This window comes from Sinomonas sp. (assembly GCF_051955515.1).
Classification (GTDB): Bacteria; Actinomycetota; Actinomycetes; order Actinomycetales; family Micrococcaceae; genus Sinomonas.
Map to the genome: position 1 here is coordinate 1 of NZ_JBQCGQ010000208.1, position 14,509 is coordinate 14,509.

Genomic DNA, 14,509 nt, shown 5'->3' on the forward strand with positions numbered 1-14,509 from the left:
CGGCATCGCCCTCCGCCACACCGCCGAGGTCACCGGCGGCCTCCCGATCCTCATCACCGAGAACGGCATCGCCACCAGCGACGACGCCCGACGGATCGCCTACACGAGCGAGGCGCTCCGGCACGTCTCGGAAGCGGTCGACGACGGCATCGACGTCCGCGGCTACCTGCACTGGAGCCTTCTGGACAACTACGAGTGGGGTCACTGGGAGCCGACCTTCGGGCTCATCAGCGTCGACCGCGAGACGTTCGCCCGCACCCCCAAGCCGAGTCTCGCGTGGCTCGGTTCCGTCGCCCGCGCCGGCGCCCTGACCGCCGTCGGGCATTAGCAGGAGACCTCAATGCTGAAGCCTCTCATCACCCCGACCCGCGACCTGTTCAGCCTGGACGGGCTGTGGGCCTTCGCCCTCGACACCAAGGTCGGCGCGGAGCCGTGGAAGTCGCGGCTCGACACCCACCTCGAGGCCGCCGTCCCGGCCAGCTACAACGACCTGTTCGCGGACCAGGAGATCCACGACCACGTGGGCCTCGTCTGGTATCAGCGCACCGTCCGCCTCCCGCGGGGCTGGGCTGGCGAGCGGATCGTCCTCCGCTTCGACGCCGCCACGCACGCTGCCGCCGTCTACGTCGACGACACCCTGGTCATCAAGCACGACGGCGGCTACACGCCCTTCGAGGCGGACCTCACCGACGTTGTGCTCCCGGGGGAGGCGTTCCGGCTCACCGTCGCGGTCGACAATCGGCTGACCAACATCACGGTCCCGCCCGGGAAGCTGACTGTCGGAGCGGACGGGAAGGAACGCCAGAGCTACTTCCACGACTTCTACAACTACGGCGGCCTGGCCCGCTCCGTCTGGCTCTACAGCACGCCTGTCACGCACCTCACGGGCGTGACGGTGACGACCGACCTCGACGGCGGCACCGGGCTGGTGGGCTACCGGTTGGCAACGAGCGAGCCGGCCCCGGCAAGCGTGCGGCTCGTGGACGAGACGGGAGAGCTGGTCGCGTCCGGCGAAGGACACTCGGGCACGCTCCGAGTCGAGGAACCGGTGCTGTGGAGGCCCGGGGCGGCGTACCTGTACCGGCTCGAGATCGAGGTCCACGACGGGGCCCACCCCGTGGACGTCTACGAAATCCCCGTGGGAATTCGCACCGTTGCCGTCGAAGGGGACCAATTCCTCATCAACGGCGAGCCGTTCTACTTCACGGGTTTCGGCAAGCACGAGGATTCCGCCATTCGCGGCAAGGGCCACGACAACGCCTACCTCGTCCACGATTTCCGTCTCCTCGACTGGACCGGTGCGAATTCCTTCCGCACCTCGCATTACCCCTACGCGGAGGAGGTGCTCGAGTACGCCGATCGCCACGGGATCGTCGTGATCGACGAGACGGCCGCCGTCGGCCTCAATCTCGCCGTCGAGGCCGGCCTCACGGGACAGCCGCCGCGACCCACCTTCTCCCCAGAGACCATCAACGACCAGACTCAGGCCGCGCACGCCCAGCACCTCCGCGAGCTCATCGACCGCGACAAGAACCACCCGAGCGTCGTGATGTGGTGCGTCGCGAACGAGCCGTCGTCCAACGAGGAAGGAGCCAGAGAGTACTTCGAGCCGCTCATCAGCCTCACCCGAGAACTCGACCCCACGCGCCCGGTCACCATGACGACCGTCATCTTCGCCACGTGCGAGACGGACCGCACCGCGGACCTCGTGGACGTCATCTCGCTCAACCGCTACTACGGCTGGTACGTGGCCACGGGCGACCTCGAGACCGCGGAGGGGCTCCTCGAGGCCGATCTTCAGGGGTGGGCGGCGAAATACGGCAAGCCCATCATGATGAGCGAATACGGGGCGGACACCATCCCCGGCTTCCATTCGGTGACGAGCATGCCGTGGACCGAAGAATTCCAGACCGCCTTCCTCGCCATGAATCACCGCGTCTTCGACTGCATTCCCTCCTTCGTCGGCGAACACGTCTGGAATTTCGCCGATTTCGGCACCGGCCCAGCAATTCACCGCGTGGGCGGCAACAAGAAGGGCGTCTTCACGCGAGACCGCAACCCGAAGGCCGCCGCCTTCGCCCTCCGGGAGCGCTGGAAGGAGCTCCGCGGACGCAAGCCCGAACCGCAAGAAAAGAGCAGGCAAGAAATGAGCAGACAAAGGAGTCAGCATGTCGCAGCCCAACACTGAAGCCGAACTGCAGGCGGAGCTCTCGGCCGCCGTCGTCCCCGCGGTTGAGGCGCCGCCTCTCCGGAAGGCGAGCGCCAGCTATCTGACGCTCATGTCGCTGGCGAATTTCGGCGTCTCGATGGCCTTCATCGTTCCCCTTTCCTATTCGCTCTCGGTGCGGATTTCCCAGCTCGCTCCGGGCCATGAGGAAGTCCTCGGCTATGTCGCAGGGACCGCGCAGTTCATTTCCATTGCTGCGAGCCCGCTCATCGGTGTGTGGAGCGATCGGTTCCGCTCGCGCCTTGGCCGCCGTACCCCGTTCATGTTCGGCGGCGCGCTCATCGGGCTCCTCGGCCTCCTGATCATCGCCCTGGCCCCGAACGTGATCCTCGTGGGGGCCGGCTGGGTGGTCGGCCTGTCCGGCTGGTCGGCGGCGGGCCAGGCGATCCTGAACCTCCAGGCCGATCGGATCCCCGAGGAACAGCGCGGCAAGATCTCCGCGCTCAGCGGCCTCTCGGCCCAGATCGCGCCGGTCCTGGGCATCGGCATCGCCTACGCGGTGTCCTCGAGCACCCTGCTGGTGTTCATGGTCCCGGCGCTCGTGGGGCTCGTATTCCTCGTGCTGTTCCCGCTGTTCAAGCGAGAAGGCAGCTCGGCGGGACTCGTCCACAACGGTGCAGTGAGCGTGAAGGCACTTCTGGCGAGCTACGTCTTCAGCCCCAGGAAGTACCCGGACTTTGCGTGGAACTGGCTCGGGCGGTTCATCTTCTTCATGGGCCTGTACTTCAACACCACATTCGGCACCTTCTTCTACGCCCAGCGCCTCGGGCTGCCCGTCAAGGAGGTGGCTGGCACGGTCGCGATTATCGGAATGCTCGGCGTCGTCTCTGCGAGCGCCGGCGCGCTCATCGGCGGGTTCCTGTCGGACCGGCTGCGGCGCCGCAAGCTGTTCACGTTCATCGGCGCCCTGCTGTTCGTGGGCGGCGGCATCACCGAGGCCTTCGCCCACTCGTTCGTCACCCTCGTGATCGGCGCGCTCCTCATGCAGGCCGCCATCGCCCTCTTCGGCGCGGTCGACGGCGCGATCGTGTTCGCCGTCCTGCCCGACAGGGCTCAGGCGGGCCGCTACCTCGCCGTCGTCGGGTTCTCGCAGCGGATCCCGAGCGCCATCGCCCCCCTCATCGCGCCGCTCATCATCGTCCTGGGTGCGAATGGGGCCGAGAAGAACTACACCGCCCTCTATCTCGCGGGGGCCACCCTCGCACTGATCGGAAGCCTGTGCATCGTCCTGAAGGTCAAATCCGTCCGATGATCGCTGCCAAGTGGATCTCGCCCGCCGAGTCCGAAGAGGATGCCAACCGGGAGAGCCGGGGCGCCTCTATCCTCCGCAAGTCCTTCGCGCTCCCGGCCGCTCCCCGCTCGGCCACGCTCACCGCCACCGCCTTGGGCGTGTACGAGGTGTTCATCAACGGCATCCGTGTGGGGGACCTCGAGCTCGCCCCGGGTTCGACGAGCTACGACGAGACGCTGTACGCCCAACAGTACGACGTCGGAGCGCACCTTACGCCGGGCCCGAACCGGATCGACGTGGTCCTCTCGGACGGCTGGTTCCGCGGCAGGAACAGCGGCGCGCAGCGTCGGAACGTCTGGGGAAGCAGGACGGCGGCACTCGCCCAGCTGGAGATCGACCTCGGCGCGGGGGCTGGGATGACCGTGGGCACCGGGGGTGACTGGGTCACCTTGCCGAGCCAGATTGTCAGGGCCGACCTGATGGGCGGGCAGACCACGGACTTCCGCATCGACCCCGACCGGGCGGACCCGGCTCCGGTGCGTGTCGGCATCGTTGCCCCGCCTGCGCCGTCGTGGTCGCCCGCTCCGCCCGTGCGCCGCGTCGAAGAACGCCGTCCGGCCTCGCTGCGGCGGCTCCGGGACGGCGTGTCGATCCTCGACGCCGGCCAGAATCTCTCGGGCTGGGTGAGGGTCAGCGATCCCGGGCCGGCTGGATCGGAGACCGTCCTCGAGTTCGGGGAGCATCTGGACAGCGACGGCGACCTCACCACAGCTCATCTCGACATGGCGACGCCCCAGGACGGCCTCCGCCAGTTCCACCAGAGGGACGTCGTCATCGCCGGAGACGGCCCCGACGTCTTCGAACCTCGGCACACGGTCCATGGCTTCCGGTACGTGCGGATCACCCACCCCGGGCGAGAGCTCGAGCCGGGCAGTCTGACCGTCGTCGTGGTTCATTCGGATCTCGAGCTGCGTGCATGGTTCCGCTGCAGCTCGCCCGAGCTCGAGCGCTTGCACGAGGCGGCGGTGTGGAGCTTCCGGGGCAACATCGTCGACGTGCCCACGGACTGCCCCACCCGCGAGCGCTCGGGGTGGACCGGGGACTATCAGGTGTTCGCGCCGGTCGCGGCCATGCTGTATGACGTCGAGGGCTTCTCCCGAAAGTGGCTGCAGTCCGTGCGCGACGACCAGTCCGACGCTGGCCTTCCCGCCGCCTTCTCCCCGGATTCGGCGCGCATGAAGGCGCACCCAGAGAATCCTGCCCGAGCCATGGGAGGCTCGGCCGGCTGGGGCGACGCCACGGTCCTCGTGCCGTGGGCGATCTATGAGGCCTACGGGAATCCGGAGGTCCTAACCGAGAACTGGGAGTCGATGGTCCAGTGGGTCGACTACGCCCTCCACCTCGCCGAGACGCTCCGACACCCGACGCGGATTTCGCGCTCCGAGGTACCGCTCCCCCACGAGCGGTACATCTGGGACGGCCCGTTCCACTACGGCGAATGGTGCGAGCCGAAGCGCCGTCGAGCGGACGGCTCCTTGATAGATCCTCTGGCCGAGAACCCCTACGCGTACATGGGTGCAGACCGCGGTGAAGTCGGAACCGCCTACCTCTACCGCTCCACGTCAACGCTCAGCCGGATCGCGGGCCTCCTCGGCGAGCGGGCGTCCGCGGAGAAGTACGGCCGGATCGCGGCAGCGGTAAAGGACGCCTGGCAGAAGGAGTTCCTCACCGCCGAGGGCCGCACGGGCGAGGACACGCAAGGGGCCTACGTCCGCGCCCTGGCCTTCGGCCTCGTCCCCGAGTCGCTCCGCGAGGCGGCCTTCGACCGGCTGGTCGAGCTCATCCACGAGGCCGACGACCGCGTCGGAACGGGCTTCCTCTCCAGCGGTGCGCTGCTTCCGACCCTCGCTGAGAACGGACGCGCAGACCTTGCATTCCGACTGCTCTTCCGGCGCGGCACACCGTCCTGGCTCGGGATGCTGGACCGGGGTGCAACGACCATCTGGGAGGACTGGGAAGGCGTCGACGAGGACGGGAACGCCCATGCCTCGCTCAACCACTACAGCAAGGGCGCGGTGATCCGGTTCCTCCACGAATATCTTGTGGGGCTGCGCCAGGCGCCCGGCTCCATCGGGTGGGAGCGCTTCGAGGTGCGGCCTTTTCCCGGCGGGGAGGTGACCTCGGCGAGCTTCCGTTTCGTCTCGCCTCGCGGACAGATCGAGGTTTCGTGGCAGATCGTGGACGACCAATTCCACCACAACCTCACCGTGCCTCCCCGAAGCGAAGCCGCGGTCACCCTGCCCGACGGCAGCCGCGAGACCTACGGCCCGGGAAGGCACAGGTCTTACGGATCGAACAGCAAGGCCGCCCCTTGCCATCAGACATAGACAGGCGTAAATATTGACGAGTGTCTATGAATCTCGAGCTGACCCCGATTCAGGCAGTCGCATGCTGTTCGCCGCTTGCGCGCGAGCCAATCTCGGAGGAGGTGGCCGAGCAAGTCTCGATCGTACTCAAGGCCTTGGGGGATCCGGTGCGGTTGCGCCTGATGTCACTGGTCGCCTCCCACGAAGGCGGGGAGGCGTGCGTGTGCGACCTGAACGACGCCTTCGACCTCTCGCAGCCCACGATCAGCCACCACCTGAAGATCCTGCATGAAGCAGGGCTGCTCGATCGGGAGAAGCGGGGCGTCTGGGCGTACTACCGCGCTCGGACCGAGGCGCTGGAGAACCTGGCGGCCGTCATCGGCGGGACAGCCAAGTGAGCCTCCTCGCTCGGCGCGCCGCCGCGGAGGCGACGGGCACGGCGTTCCTGGTGATCGCCGTCGTCGGCTCTGGAATCATGGCCGCCCGGCTCTCCCCCCACGACACCGGCCTTGCGCTCCTGGAAAACAGCATCGCCACCGGGGCCGCGCTCGTGGCGCTCATCGTCGCGCTGCAGCCCGTCTCAGCCTCGTTCAATCCTGTGGTGACGCTCGTCGAGAAGGCTCTGGGGATCCTCGATTGGCCAACTGCCGCGGTGCTCATGGCGGCTCAGTTCGTCGGCGGCCTCGTCGGCACGGTTGTGGCAAATCTGATGTTCGGGCTCGACGCGGTGACGCTGTCGTCGCAGGTCCGGTCGGGTCCGGGGCTCTGGCTGGGCGAGGTCGTGGCCACGGTCGGACTGCTGCTCGTGGTGTTCGGCACCATCCGCTCGGGTCGTGCCGACCGAGTCGCCTTCGCCGTCGGCGGTTACATCGCGGCCGCCTACTGGTTCACGAGTTCGACCAGCTTCGCGAACCCCGCCGTCACCCTCGCGCGCACCATCACCGACAGCTTCGCGGGGATTGCTCCGGTTTCCGCCCCCGCATTCGTCCTCGCTCAGCTAGCAGGCGGCGCGCTCGGATTCCTCCTGGTCCGCCTCCTGTATCCGTCCGTCGCTGGCGCCTCCGTTGAGGCCGAACAGAAAGTCATGTCATGAGCGCAGATGCTGCCGCCGGCAAGCCTTCCGTCCTTTTCGTGTGCGTCCACAACGCGGGTCGGTCCCAGATGGCCGCCGCCTACCTGAGCCAACTCTCGGAGGGGCGCATCGAGGTCAGGTCCGCCGGCTCCGAGCCCGCGGAGAAGGTGAACCCCGCCGCCGTCGAGGCGATGCTCGAAGAAGGTATCGATATCCGCACCGAAATACCCAAGATCCTCACGACGCAAGCCGTCAAGGATTCCGACGTCGTCATCACCATGGGCTGCGGCGACACCTGCCCGATCTTCCCCGGCAAGCGGTACGAGGACTGGGAACTCGACGACCCTGCCGGGAAGGGCGTCGAATCCGTGCGCCCCATCCGGGACGAGATCAAGGGGCGCGTCGAGAACCTCATCGCCCAGCTGCTCCCCTCAGGCCTCTAGACCACGGAAGAGCGGGAAAGGAGGTGGCCGGCATGGCGGGCGGATGCTGCGACGACGATTGCTGCTGCGACGACAGCAGCGAGTGCTGCTGAGCAATCACGGGCGAGGGTCCGGCTAAGGCGGATCCTCGCCCTCTGCTAGTTTGACAACGAAGACCCCGAACCCGCCTCTCTGGACACGAGCCATGATGCGGCCGGGGTTTTTCCTTGCGTCAGCCTATACTTCCGGGCCCGCCACGCACGCTCCATCGTGTCCTGCACCGCGTCCTCGGCCTCGAACGGCGACGCGAGGAGCTGATAGCAGAACGCCAGCAGGCGGTTGCGGAGCGCGGAAAGATCATCCGGGCTGAGAGACACGAGAGGATCGTAGACCTGCGGCCTTGGCGCGTCGCGCCGTGGAGCGGAAGACGGAGGCCGCCTGCTCCCCTGCCGGGCTGAGCCGGCGGTTGGCGAGGTGGGCGAGGAGGATCCTGCGGGCGGGGGACCCAGCGAGCGGAACGGCGACGACGTCGGGGCGGAGCGCGCTGAGGGCGAGCCGGGGGGCCAAGGCGATGCCGATGCCTGCAGCCACCATGCCCTGGGTCTCCTGGTAGTCGTTGGCAGCGAACGCAATGCGCGGATCGAAGCCTGCGTCGCGGCAGACCCGGCGGAGCACATCCGCCACCGGATGTTCGTCGCGGACAATCCACTCCTGGTCCTGCAGGGCGTCGATCCGCACGGAACGCCGGGACGCGACAGGGTGCTCGTTGGGCACCAGGAGCAGGGTGGGATCGTCCATGAGCGGGATGAGGGTCAGGTCCTCGTCCTCGATGCGCTCCCACGGGTAGTCCCACAGCAGGGTGAGCTCGATGTCGCGGCGCCTGAGCCGCTCGAGAAGCCCGGCGCGTCGTGCGCTGACGACCGTGACGGCGACCTCGGGGTGACGCGCGCGGAAGGCGAGCACGACGTCGGGCATCAGGGACGCCCCGACCGTGGGGAAAGTGCCCATCCGCAGCTGCCCGCGGCGCAAGCCCGCGAACTCGCCCATCTCGGCGCGGGCGGCCTCGATCGTCCGGTCGATCTCGTCGGCGTAGCGCAGCAGAGCCTGGCCTGCCTCCGTCAGCACGACGCCGCGGGGGTGCCGCTCGATCAGGGCAACGCCCACCTCGTGTTCCAGCTTGGCGATCTGCTGGGAGACCGCAGAGGTGGTGAAGGTCAGCGCCGCCGCAGCAGACGTCAAGGACCCCGAGCGAGCCACCTCGCGGAGCAGATGGAGTCGGTGCAGGTCGAGATCAGCCATCCCTTGAGTTTAGCAAAACTAGAGGGATCTGAAGATTCCTGTGATTGTGCTGAAGCCTTGTCGCGCGGATCGTAGAAGTAACAGGCGCTGTGAGGCGCAACACTCCCAAAGCATGAAGGAGACGACCGTGCGACTTCGCGGTCACTGGTACCGGGGCGGCACGAGCAAGTGCTGGCTCTTCGACGCCGACGACGTGGCCCTCCACGCGACCAGCCAGGAGGAGGTGCTGATGCTGCTCGCCGATGCTTTCGGGGCGGCGGACGCACGCCAGCTCGATGGCGTTGGCGGCGGAACCTCGACGACGTCGAAGGCCGCGATCATCACCCCGACCCCCGAAGGCCCCGCCGACCTCGACTACCTCTTCGCGCAGGTCGGAATCGGCGACCCAACCGTCGAGCTGGGCTCCAACTGCGGCAACTGCGCCACAGCGATCGCCCTGTACGCGGTCCAGTCGGGCATCGTCGCCCCCGGCGCCGGAACGACTCGGGTCCGCATGCGCAACGTGAACACGGGCGCCACTCTGAGCGGAACGATCTCGACGCCGGGCGGCCGCGTCCCGACGTCGGGGCGCGCCAGGGTTCCGGGCAGCAGCGCGCCCGGCGTCCCCGTGAGCCTCTCGTTCCACGCTCCGTGGGGCCAGACGACCGGCTCGGTCCTGCCGACCGGCAGCCCCGTGGACGAGATCGTGCTCGGCGAGGCCGGACTCACCGGCAGCATGGTCGACGCCGGTGCGCCGGCGGTCTTCCTCCCCGCCGACCAGGTAGGCATCGACCTGTCCTCGATGACCGACCCTCTCGCTACGCACCTGCCCCGGCTGATCCGGGCGCGCTCTGCCGCGGCGGTCCAGATGGGGATCCGGCGACCCGAGGATCCCCCGCAGAACGCGGTGCCGAAGGTCGGCGTCGTCGCCCCCGCCGGCGACTACATCGCAACCGACGGCGCGAAGATCACCGCTGAGAGCCACGACGTGCGAGTGCGGATGCTCTCGATGCTCGCCCCGCACCCGGCGATCGGGCTCACCTCGGCCGTCGCGGTCTCCCTCGCCTCCGCCCTTCCGGGAACGGTCGTCGCGGAAGCCGCTCGGCTGGCACCCCTCGGCACCAGCGCATCCGGACTGCTGCGCATCGGCACCCCCGCCGGAGTCATCACCGCCGAAGTCACCACGGATGGCTCCGGCAACGTCAGCGAAGTCGCCCTGCACCGGGCGGCCCGCCAGCTCGCCATCGCCGACATCGACGTCGCACAACCTGTGGCCCAGACCGCATAGCCCAAACCGCCCGGCCCCTGCGATCATGGATCGGGGCCCCTCAAGGAAGTTTTTTCAATGAAGATCAAATCAATCCTGGGACACCTGTACGTTCAGGTCCTCATCGGCGTAGGGCTCGGCATTCTGGTCGGCGCCTTCTGGCCCGACCTCGGCTCCTCGCTCCAGCCCCTCGGCGACGGCTTCGTCAAACTCGTGAAGTTCCTGATCGCTCCGATCGTCTTCTGCACGATCGTCAGCGGCATCACGTCGCTGACGGACACCAAGAAGGTCGGCCCGACCCTGCTCCGCTCCCTCGGCCTCTTCTATACCCTCACCGCTTTGGCCCTCGCTCTCGGCCTCGGCGCCGTCCTGCTCTTCCAGCCCGGGGCCGGGATGCACATCGATCCCGCCCACCTCAATGCCTCGGTGGCCTCGAAGTACACGAGCCAGCTGCCCAGCAGCAACCCCTCGGACTTCCTGCTGAGCATCATCCCGAGCACCTTCGTCGGAGCCTTCTCCAACGGAGACGTCCTGCCCGTGCTCCTGATCGCCCTGCTGTGCGGCTTCGCGTTCACCAAGCTCGGCGCGCCCGGGAAGCTCGCGCTGGACGTGGTCAACAGCTTCAACCGGCTGCTGTTCGTGGTCTTCGGCTACATCATGAAGGTCGCCCCCATCGGGGCCTTCGGCGCCATGGCCTACACCGTGGGCAAGTACGGGGCCCATTCGATCGGCAACCTCGGGATGCTGATCCTCGCCTTCTACGCCGCCTGCATCGCGTTCGTCGTCATCGGCCTGGGCATCCTCGCGAAGATCACCGGCTTCAGCCTGTGGCAGCTCCTGCGCTACTTCAAGGACGAATTCCTGATTGTCCTCGCCACCTCCTCGAGCGAGCCCGTCCTGCCGCGCCTGCTCTCCAAGCTGGAGCGGATCGGCTGCGAGCGCGGCGTCGTCGGGCTGGTCGTCCCCACCGGCTACTCGTTCAACCTCACCGGCACGGCGGTCTACCTCACGCTCGCATCGATGTTCATCGCCCAGGCGTGCGACATCCACCTCAGCTGGGACCAGATCCTCCTCATGCTCGGCATGATGCTCCTGACCTCCAAGGGCGCCGCGGGCGTCACCGGCAGCGGCTTCGTCGCCCTGGTCGCGACCCTCACCGTGATGCCCACCCTCCCGGTGGCCGGTGTGGCCCTGATCGTCGGCATCGACCGGTTCATGAGCGAGGCCCGCGCCCTCACCAGCACGGTCTGCAACATCGTCTCCTGCGTCGCCGTCGCCAAGTGGCAGCGGGCGCTCGATACGGAGAAGCTCCATGCCGAACTCAAGGCCGGCTTCACCCCCGTCGAGGCCGAGAAGGTCCAAGTGCCCGAGCCAGCCCTGGCTCACTAGCCCCACAGCTCACCGAGACCGCGCCGCGTCACTCAGCCTGCACACCCATCGCAACAGGTAGCCCGAAGGCCGGGCGCAGGACTGAACCGGTGCACCCGAGGCGGGACGCAGCAGATTGCGTCCCGTCTCGACCCTTGTTCACAGGTCCTCCGGCTTGGTTCACAGGTCATCCGGCTTGTCGCTGGCCGAAGGCCTCGAGCGCGGCAGCGGCAGATTCGACGTCGTTGTCGTGGGCCTTCGCGTCGGCGACGACCTTCTCCGCCTCCGCCAGGATCAGACGGTGTTCGAGCAGGGCGTCGGCCAGATACTCTCGCGCAGTGCCGACCCGCTGGCTCCGCCGTCGCTCCTCATGCTCGAGGAACATCTCCGCGGCCCGGACGTGGACGTCGGACCGGTTCTTGGTCGCCATGAACTCATGCTCGGCCACCGCGACGCGCCGCGCGTAGGCCTCCTCCGCAGCGTTCTTCGCCTCGACGAGCAGCAGCCGCTCGCCGTCGTCGGCCGGGCTCAACGGGCGCTCCGCAGGGGGTGCCTCGGGAGCCAGAGCCTCCCCCACCGCCTCCACCCGCGGATTCACGGACGACGGCGTTCCCGCCAGCCGCTTTTGTCCCGGCACGAGCGCGGCCAGGCTCAGGAGTCCCATCGTGCTGGCGCTGGCCGCCCAGATGATGTCGTTCAAGTTCATGATCGTCACCCGCTTGTCGAGCAGAATCCGCGGTGTCCTTTCACAAAAACTGTCCCAAGGCGCCGTACTCACTCGCCACACTTGCCGGTACTCGACTTTGTGCGAGGGCTCGGGGCCGTCTACGGAGGCGCATCGCGCGGGCTCTAAACTCGCCCGCATGGGGAACGCCGGTGGGGACAGGATCAGGGCTGAAGCGCCGAGACACGAGTTCGTCGGCGGCGCGTACTGCAATTACAAGGTCAACGCGAGCCCACCGTGGATGCGTCTGGTGATCACTCCGCAGCGACTCGAGTTCCAGACGCGCGGGCTCGCACGCTTCTTCGCCCGAGGCCCTTGGGTGATTCCCCACCAGCAGGTCAGGCAGGTCTTCGCGAAGAGGCGAAGGCGCATCTTGGCGCCGTTCTTCTGGGACGTCGAGATCGTCACCACAGATCCGAGTGTGTGGTGGACCTTCTGGTCGCCCCGGAGGCCTGAACCGATCCTTCTGTTCTTGGAGGAGTGCGGCTACGCAGTCGACTGGACTCCGCACAATTGGGCTGGACTTCCCGTCGAGTGAGGCACAACGTGCTGGACTCCTGAAACCGAGCACAGCAGACTGACACCAGAGGCACCTGAGCGCGTTGCCACTGAAAGGACAGTCGATGTTCGACCTCTTGGCCTACCTTCCCCTTCTGCTGACGATCGTGGGCGTTATCGTCGCCATCGCCGTCATCAGGCTGCTCATCAAATTGATGTGGAAGGTGGCCGAACCGAATGAGGCGTTGATCATTTCTGGCCTAACGCGGGGAAGCGCGGACACCAGGGACGGCATGGACTTCAAGATCGTCACGGGGAAGGGCGCCTTGGTGGTTCCCGGGCTCCAGACCGTGAGGACGCTGTCGCTGACCCTGAATGAAACAGAGCTCCAAGTCAATTGCGTCACCTCGCAGGGCATTCAGGTCATCGTGGAGGGCGTCGTGATCTACAAGATCGGCGACGCTGCGCCTTTCATCGCGAATGCCGCAAGGAGATTCCTCGGCCAGCAGCCCAAGATGGAAAGCCAGGTCTACAACGTCTTTGAAGGCCACCTCCGTTCGATCATCGGCAGCATGACGATGGAAGAGATCATCCGCGAGCGGGACAAACTCGCCTCTTTGGTGCGCAGTGCGAGCGGCACGGAAATGGAAAAGCTCGGCCTGGTGGTTGATTCCCTTCAAATTAAGGACCTGCAGGATCCCACGGGCTACATCCAGAACCTGGCGAAGCCGCATATCGCCCAGGTGAAGATGGAAGCTCGGATCGCCGAGGCCACGAGAAACCGTGAAGCCGCGGAGAAGGAAGCGGAGGCCGCGGCCCAGATTGCGGATGCCCAGAGCCTTTCCGCGATCAGGCAATCCGCGGCGCAGGCCAACGCGGAGACCGCGAAGGCGAACGCCGCCCAGGCAGGCCCTCTGGCTGAGGCCACGGCGCGTCAGAAAGTGGTGGTCCAGGAAACTGAGGTCGCGAAGCTCGAGGCTGACCGCGAGGAGCAGAAGCTGCAGACGTCCATCCGCAAGCCCGCAGACGCCAAGGCCTATGCGCTCCGCACCGAGGCGGAAGCGCAGAAGGCGGCGGACATCAGCGCCTCCGAGGCCCGGGCGCGTCGCACGGAGCTTGAGGCCCAGGCGAATGCCCGCAGGGTGGAGGTCGAAGCCCAAGCGAATGCGACGGCCGCAGCTGCCATCGCGGGGGCCACGAAGATCACTGGTGAAGCCGAAGCGGCCGCCACGAAGGCACGCGGTGACGCGGCGGCCTCGGCGATCAAGGCAAAGTCTCTGGCCGAGGCGGACGGCATCAAGGCGCGTGCCGAAGCCCTCGGAACCAACCAGGAAGCGGTGATCTCGCAGCAACTCGCAGAGAACATGCCGGCGATCGTGTCGGCCGCCGCCGAACCCTTTGCCCACGTGGATCAGCTGACCGTCCTGAACGGCGGCGAGGGCCTCAACAGCATGGTCGGCGGAATTCTGGCGCAGGTGGGCAATTTCCTGCCGTCAATTACTGGTGCGCTCAAGAATGGCAAAGGCTCGCGTCCTAACAAGGACGCATAGCGAAGCCGATGCACAAGGACGTTGACCGGAGCCTCACTGGCAAGATCGGACGGGTGACGGGGCGGATTGGGCCCGGCACGGTCGGGGAGGTCATGCTGCCATTCCAAGGCGGCACGAGCGCCTTTCACGCCCACCCCTTCGACAAGACCAGCGTGTTCGAGGTGGGTGACAAGGTGCTGGTCATCTTTTACGAGCCGCCCCAGACGGTCTACGTAGAAGAGCTGCCGGACGTGTTGAAGGAAGCGTGAGGGCGGGGATTCAGTAGTGCTCGCGAGCTTGCAGGATGACGATGCGATCGTCGGTGACGTAATAGACCAAGCGGTTCGCGTCGTCGATACGCCGCGACCACGCCCCGGTGCGCCCTTACTGGCACTTCCCGGCGTTGGCGTTGCACCACTGCTGGTACTGCGCCACGTAGGTCTGGTGCTCGGCGTAGGTCTTGGCGAACTTCGTCTCCCCCGTGTCCAGGTTCACCGTGACCCAGAACAGGTAGTCATTCGCCGTCG

At 67.0% G+C, this 14,509-nt stretch carries 15 protein-coding genes and 1 pseudogene; 12 read left to right on the top strand and 4 right to left on the bottom strand.

The window, feature by feature from the left end; all coding sequences use genetic code 11:
- The 7 genes from ACTHL9_RS12095 to ACTHL9_RS12125 all read left to right on the top strand — a co-directional run.
- Nucleotides 1-328 (top strand): family 1 glycosylhydrolase (locus tag ACTHL9_RS12095; RefSeq protein ID WP_440519381.1); only part of this gene is annotated, 328 nt, incomplete at its 5' end.
- A 12-nt stretch (nucleotides 329-340) separates the two neighbouring features.
- Complete coding sequence (gene uidA / locus ACTHL9_RS12100) at nucleotides 341-2,188, top strand: beta-glucuronidase (protein WP_440519383.1); 1,848 nt, start codon at nucleotides 341-343, stop codon at nucleotides 2,186-2,188.
- Nucleotides 2,169-3,479 carry an MFS transporter gene (locus ACTHL9_RS12105; RefSeq protein ID WP_440519385.1) on the top strand — a complete coding sequence of 437 codons (1,311 nt, stop codon included), beginning with the start codon at nucleotides 2,169-2,171 and terminating at the stop codon, nucleotides 3,477-3,479. The genes uidA and ACTHL9_RS12105 overlap by 20 nt, the downstream gene beginning before the upstream one ends.
- A complete protein-coding gene (locus ACTHL9_RS12110; protein WP_440519387.1) occupies nucleotides 3,476-5,845 on the top strand; it encodes a family 78 glycoside hydrolase catalytic domain in 2,370 nt (789 codons plus the stop codon). Before ACTHL9_RS12105 ends, ACTHL9_RS12110 begins: the two co-directional genes overlap by 4 nt.
- 26 nt (nucleotides 5,846-5,871) lie before the next feature.
- The gene (locus ACTHL9_RS12115) at nucleotides 5,872-6,222 is read left to right on the top strand and encodes an ArsR/SmtB family transcription factor (RefSeq protein WP_440519389.1); all 351 of its coding nucleotides are present in this window, start codon (nucleotides 5,872-5,874) and stop codon (nucleotides 6,220-6,222) included.
- Nucleotides 6,219-6,917: an aquaporin gene (locus ACTHL9_RS12120; protein ID WP_440519391.1), complete on the top strand. Its 699-nt coding sequence runs from the start codon at nucleotides 6,219-6,221 to the stop codon at nucleotides 6,915-6,917. The genes ACTHL9_RS12115 and ACTHL9_RS12120 overlap by 4 nt, the downstream gene beginning before the upstream one ends.
- Nucleotides 6,914-7,339 carry an arsenate reductase ArsC gene (locus ACTHL9_RS12125; RefSeq protein WP_440519393.1) on the top strand — a complete coding sequence of 142 codons (426 nt, stop codon included), beginning with the start codon at nucleotides 6,914-6,916 and terminating at the stop codon, nucleotides 7,337-7,339. Before ACTHL9_RS12120 ends, ACTHL9_RS12125 begins: the two co-directional genes overlap by 4 nt.
- A gap of 137 nt (nucleotides 7,340-7,476) precedes the next feature.
- Here ACTHL9_RS12125 and ACTHL9_RS12130 read toward each other — a convergent pair whose 3' ends face one another.
- Together ACTHL9_RS12130 and ACTHL9_RS12135 are read right to left on the bottom strand one after the other, a co-directional pair.
- Nucleotides 7,477-7,695, bottom strand: coding sequence for a sigma factor (locus tag ACTHL9_RS12130; protein ID WP_440519394.1), 219 nt, complete (start codon nucleotides 7,693-7,695; stop codon nucleotides 7,477-7,479).
- Nucleotides 7,676-8,617, bottom strand: a complete 942-nt coding sequence (locus ACTHL9_RS12135) for a LysR family transcriptional regulator (protein WP_440519396.1) — start codon at nucleotides 8,615-8,617, stop codon at nucleotides 7,676-7,678. Before ACTHL9_RS12135 ends, ACTHL9_RS12130 begins: the two co-directional genes overlap by 20 nt.
- A gap of 127 nt (nucleotides 8,618-8,744) precedes the next feature.
- Here ACTHL9_RS12135 and ACTHL9_RS12140 point away from each other — a divergent pair, with 127 nt between their 5' ends.
- Together ACTHL9_RS12140 and dctA are read left to right on the top strand one after the other, a co-directional pair.
- Nucleotides 8,745-9,884 (top strand): PrpF domain-containing protein, encoded by a 1,140-nt coding sequence (locus ACTHL9_RS12140; RefSeq protein ID WP_440519398.1) that lies wholly within the window; start codon nucleotides 8,745-8,747, stop codon nucleotides 9,882-9,884.
- Nucleotides 9,885-9,941: 57 nt separating this feature from the next.
- Nucleotides 9,942-11,252, top strand: coding sequence for a C4-dicarboxylate transporter DctA (gene dctA, locus ACTHL9_RS12145; RefSeq protein WP_440519399.1), 1,311 nt, complete (start codon nucleotides 9,942-9,944; stop codon nucleotides 11,250-11,252).
- A gap of 166 nt (nucleotides 11,253-11,418) precedes the next feature.
- Here the strand turns inward: dctA and ACTHL9_RS12150 are convergent, their stop codons facing one another.
- Complete coding sequence (locus tag ACTHL9_RS12150; RefSeq protein ID WP_440519400.1) at nucleotides 11,419-11,937, bottom strand: hypothetical protein; 519 nt, start codon at nucleotides 11,935-11,937, stop codon at nucleotides 11,419-11,421.
- 157 nt (nucleotides 11,938-12,094) lie between these two features.
- On the opposite strand from ACTHL9_RS12150, the gene ACTHL9_RS12155 reads away from it, so the two are divergent.
- From ACTHL9_RS12155 to ACTHL9_RS12165, 3 genes are all read left to right on the top strand, one after another.
- Nucleotides 12,095-12,493, top strand: a complete 399-nt coding sequence (locus ACTHL9_RS12155) for a hypothetical protein (protein WP_440519402.1) — start codon at nucleotides 12,095-12,097, stop codon at nucleotides 12,491-12,493.
- An 85-nt stretch (nucleotides 12,494-12,578) separates the two neighbouring features.
- Nucleotides 12,579-14,003, top strand: coding sequence for a flotillin family protein (locus ACTHL9_RS12160; RefSeq protein WP_440519403.1), 1,425 nt, complete (start codon nucleotides 12,579-12,581; stop codon nucleotides 14,001-14,003).
- Nucleotides 14,004-14,011: 8 nt separating this feature from the next.
- The gene (locus tag ACTHL9_RS12165) at nucleotides 14,012-14,251 is read left to right on the top strand and encodes a hypothetical protein (protein ID WP_440519404.1); all 240 of its coding nucleotides are present in this window, start codon (nucleotides 14,012-14,014) and stop codon (nucleotides 14,249-14,251) included.
- Between the two features lie 10 nt (nucleotides 14,252-14,261).
- Here ACTHL9_RS12165 and ACTHL9_RS12170 read toward each other — a convergent pair.
- Nucleotides 14,262-14,348 (bottom strand): annotated as a pseudogene (locus ACTHL9_RS12170) (type II toxin-antitoxin system YoeB family toxin); the annotation flags it as partial.
- Nucleotides 14,349-14,509 lie beyond the last annotated feature (161 nt).

Coding starts and splice junctions, on each gene's coding strand:
- ACTHL9_RS12150 (WP_440519400.1), bottom strand. CDS start 11,937: ATGAACTTGAACGACATCATCTGGGCGGCCAGCGCCAGCACGATGGGA.
- ACTHL9_RS12160 (WP_440519403.1), top strand. CDS start 12,579: ATGTTCGACCTCTTGGCCTACCTTCCCCTTCTGCTGACGATCGTGGGC.
- dctA (WP_440519399.1), top strand. CDS start 9,942: ATGAAGATCAAATCAATCCTGGGACACCTGTACGTTCAGGTCCTCATC.
- ACTHL9_RS12110 (WP_440519387.1), top strand. CDS start 3,476: ATGATCGCTGCCAAGTGGATCTCGCCCGCCGAGTCCGAAGAGGATGCC.
- ACTHL9_RS12135 (WP_440519396.1), bottom strand. CDS start 8,617: ATGGCTGATCTCGACCTGCACCGACTCCATCTGCTCCGCGAGGTGGCT.
- ACTHL9_RS12115 (WP_440519389.1), top strand. CDS start 5,872: ATGAATCTCGAGCTGACCCCGATTCAGGCAGTCGCATGCTGTTCGCCG.
- uidA (WP_440519383.1), top strand. CDS start 341: ATGCTGAAGCCTCTCATCACCCCGACCCGCGACCTGTTCAGCCTGGAC.
- ACTHL9_RS12105 (WP_440519385.1), top strand. CDS start 2,169: ATGTCGCAGCCCAACACTGAAGCCGAACTGCAGGCGGAGCTCTCGGCC.
- ACTHL9_RS12125 (WP_440519393.1), top strand. CDS start 6,914: ATGAGCGCAGATGCTGCCGCCGGCAAGCCTTCCGTCCTTTTCGTGTGC.
- ACTHL9_RS12165 (WP_440519404.1), top strand. CDS start 14,012: ATGCACAAGGACGTTGACCGGAGCCTCACTGGCAAGATCGGACGGGTG.
- ACTHL9_RS12155 (WP_440519402.1), top strand. CDS start 12,095: ATGGGGAACGCCGGTGGGGACAGGATCAGGGCTGAAGCGCCGAGACAC.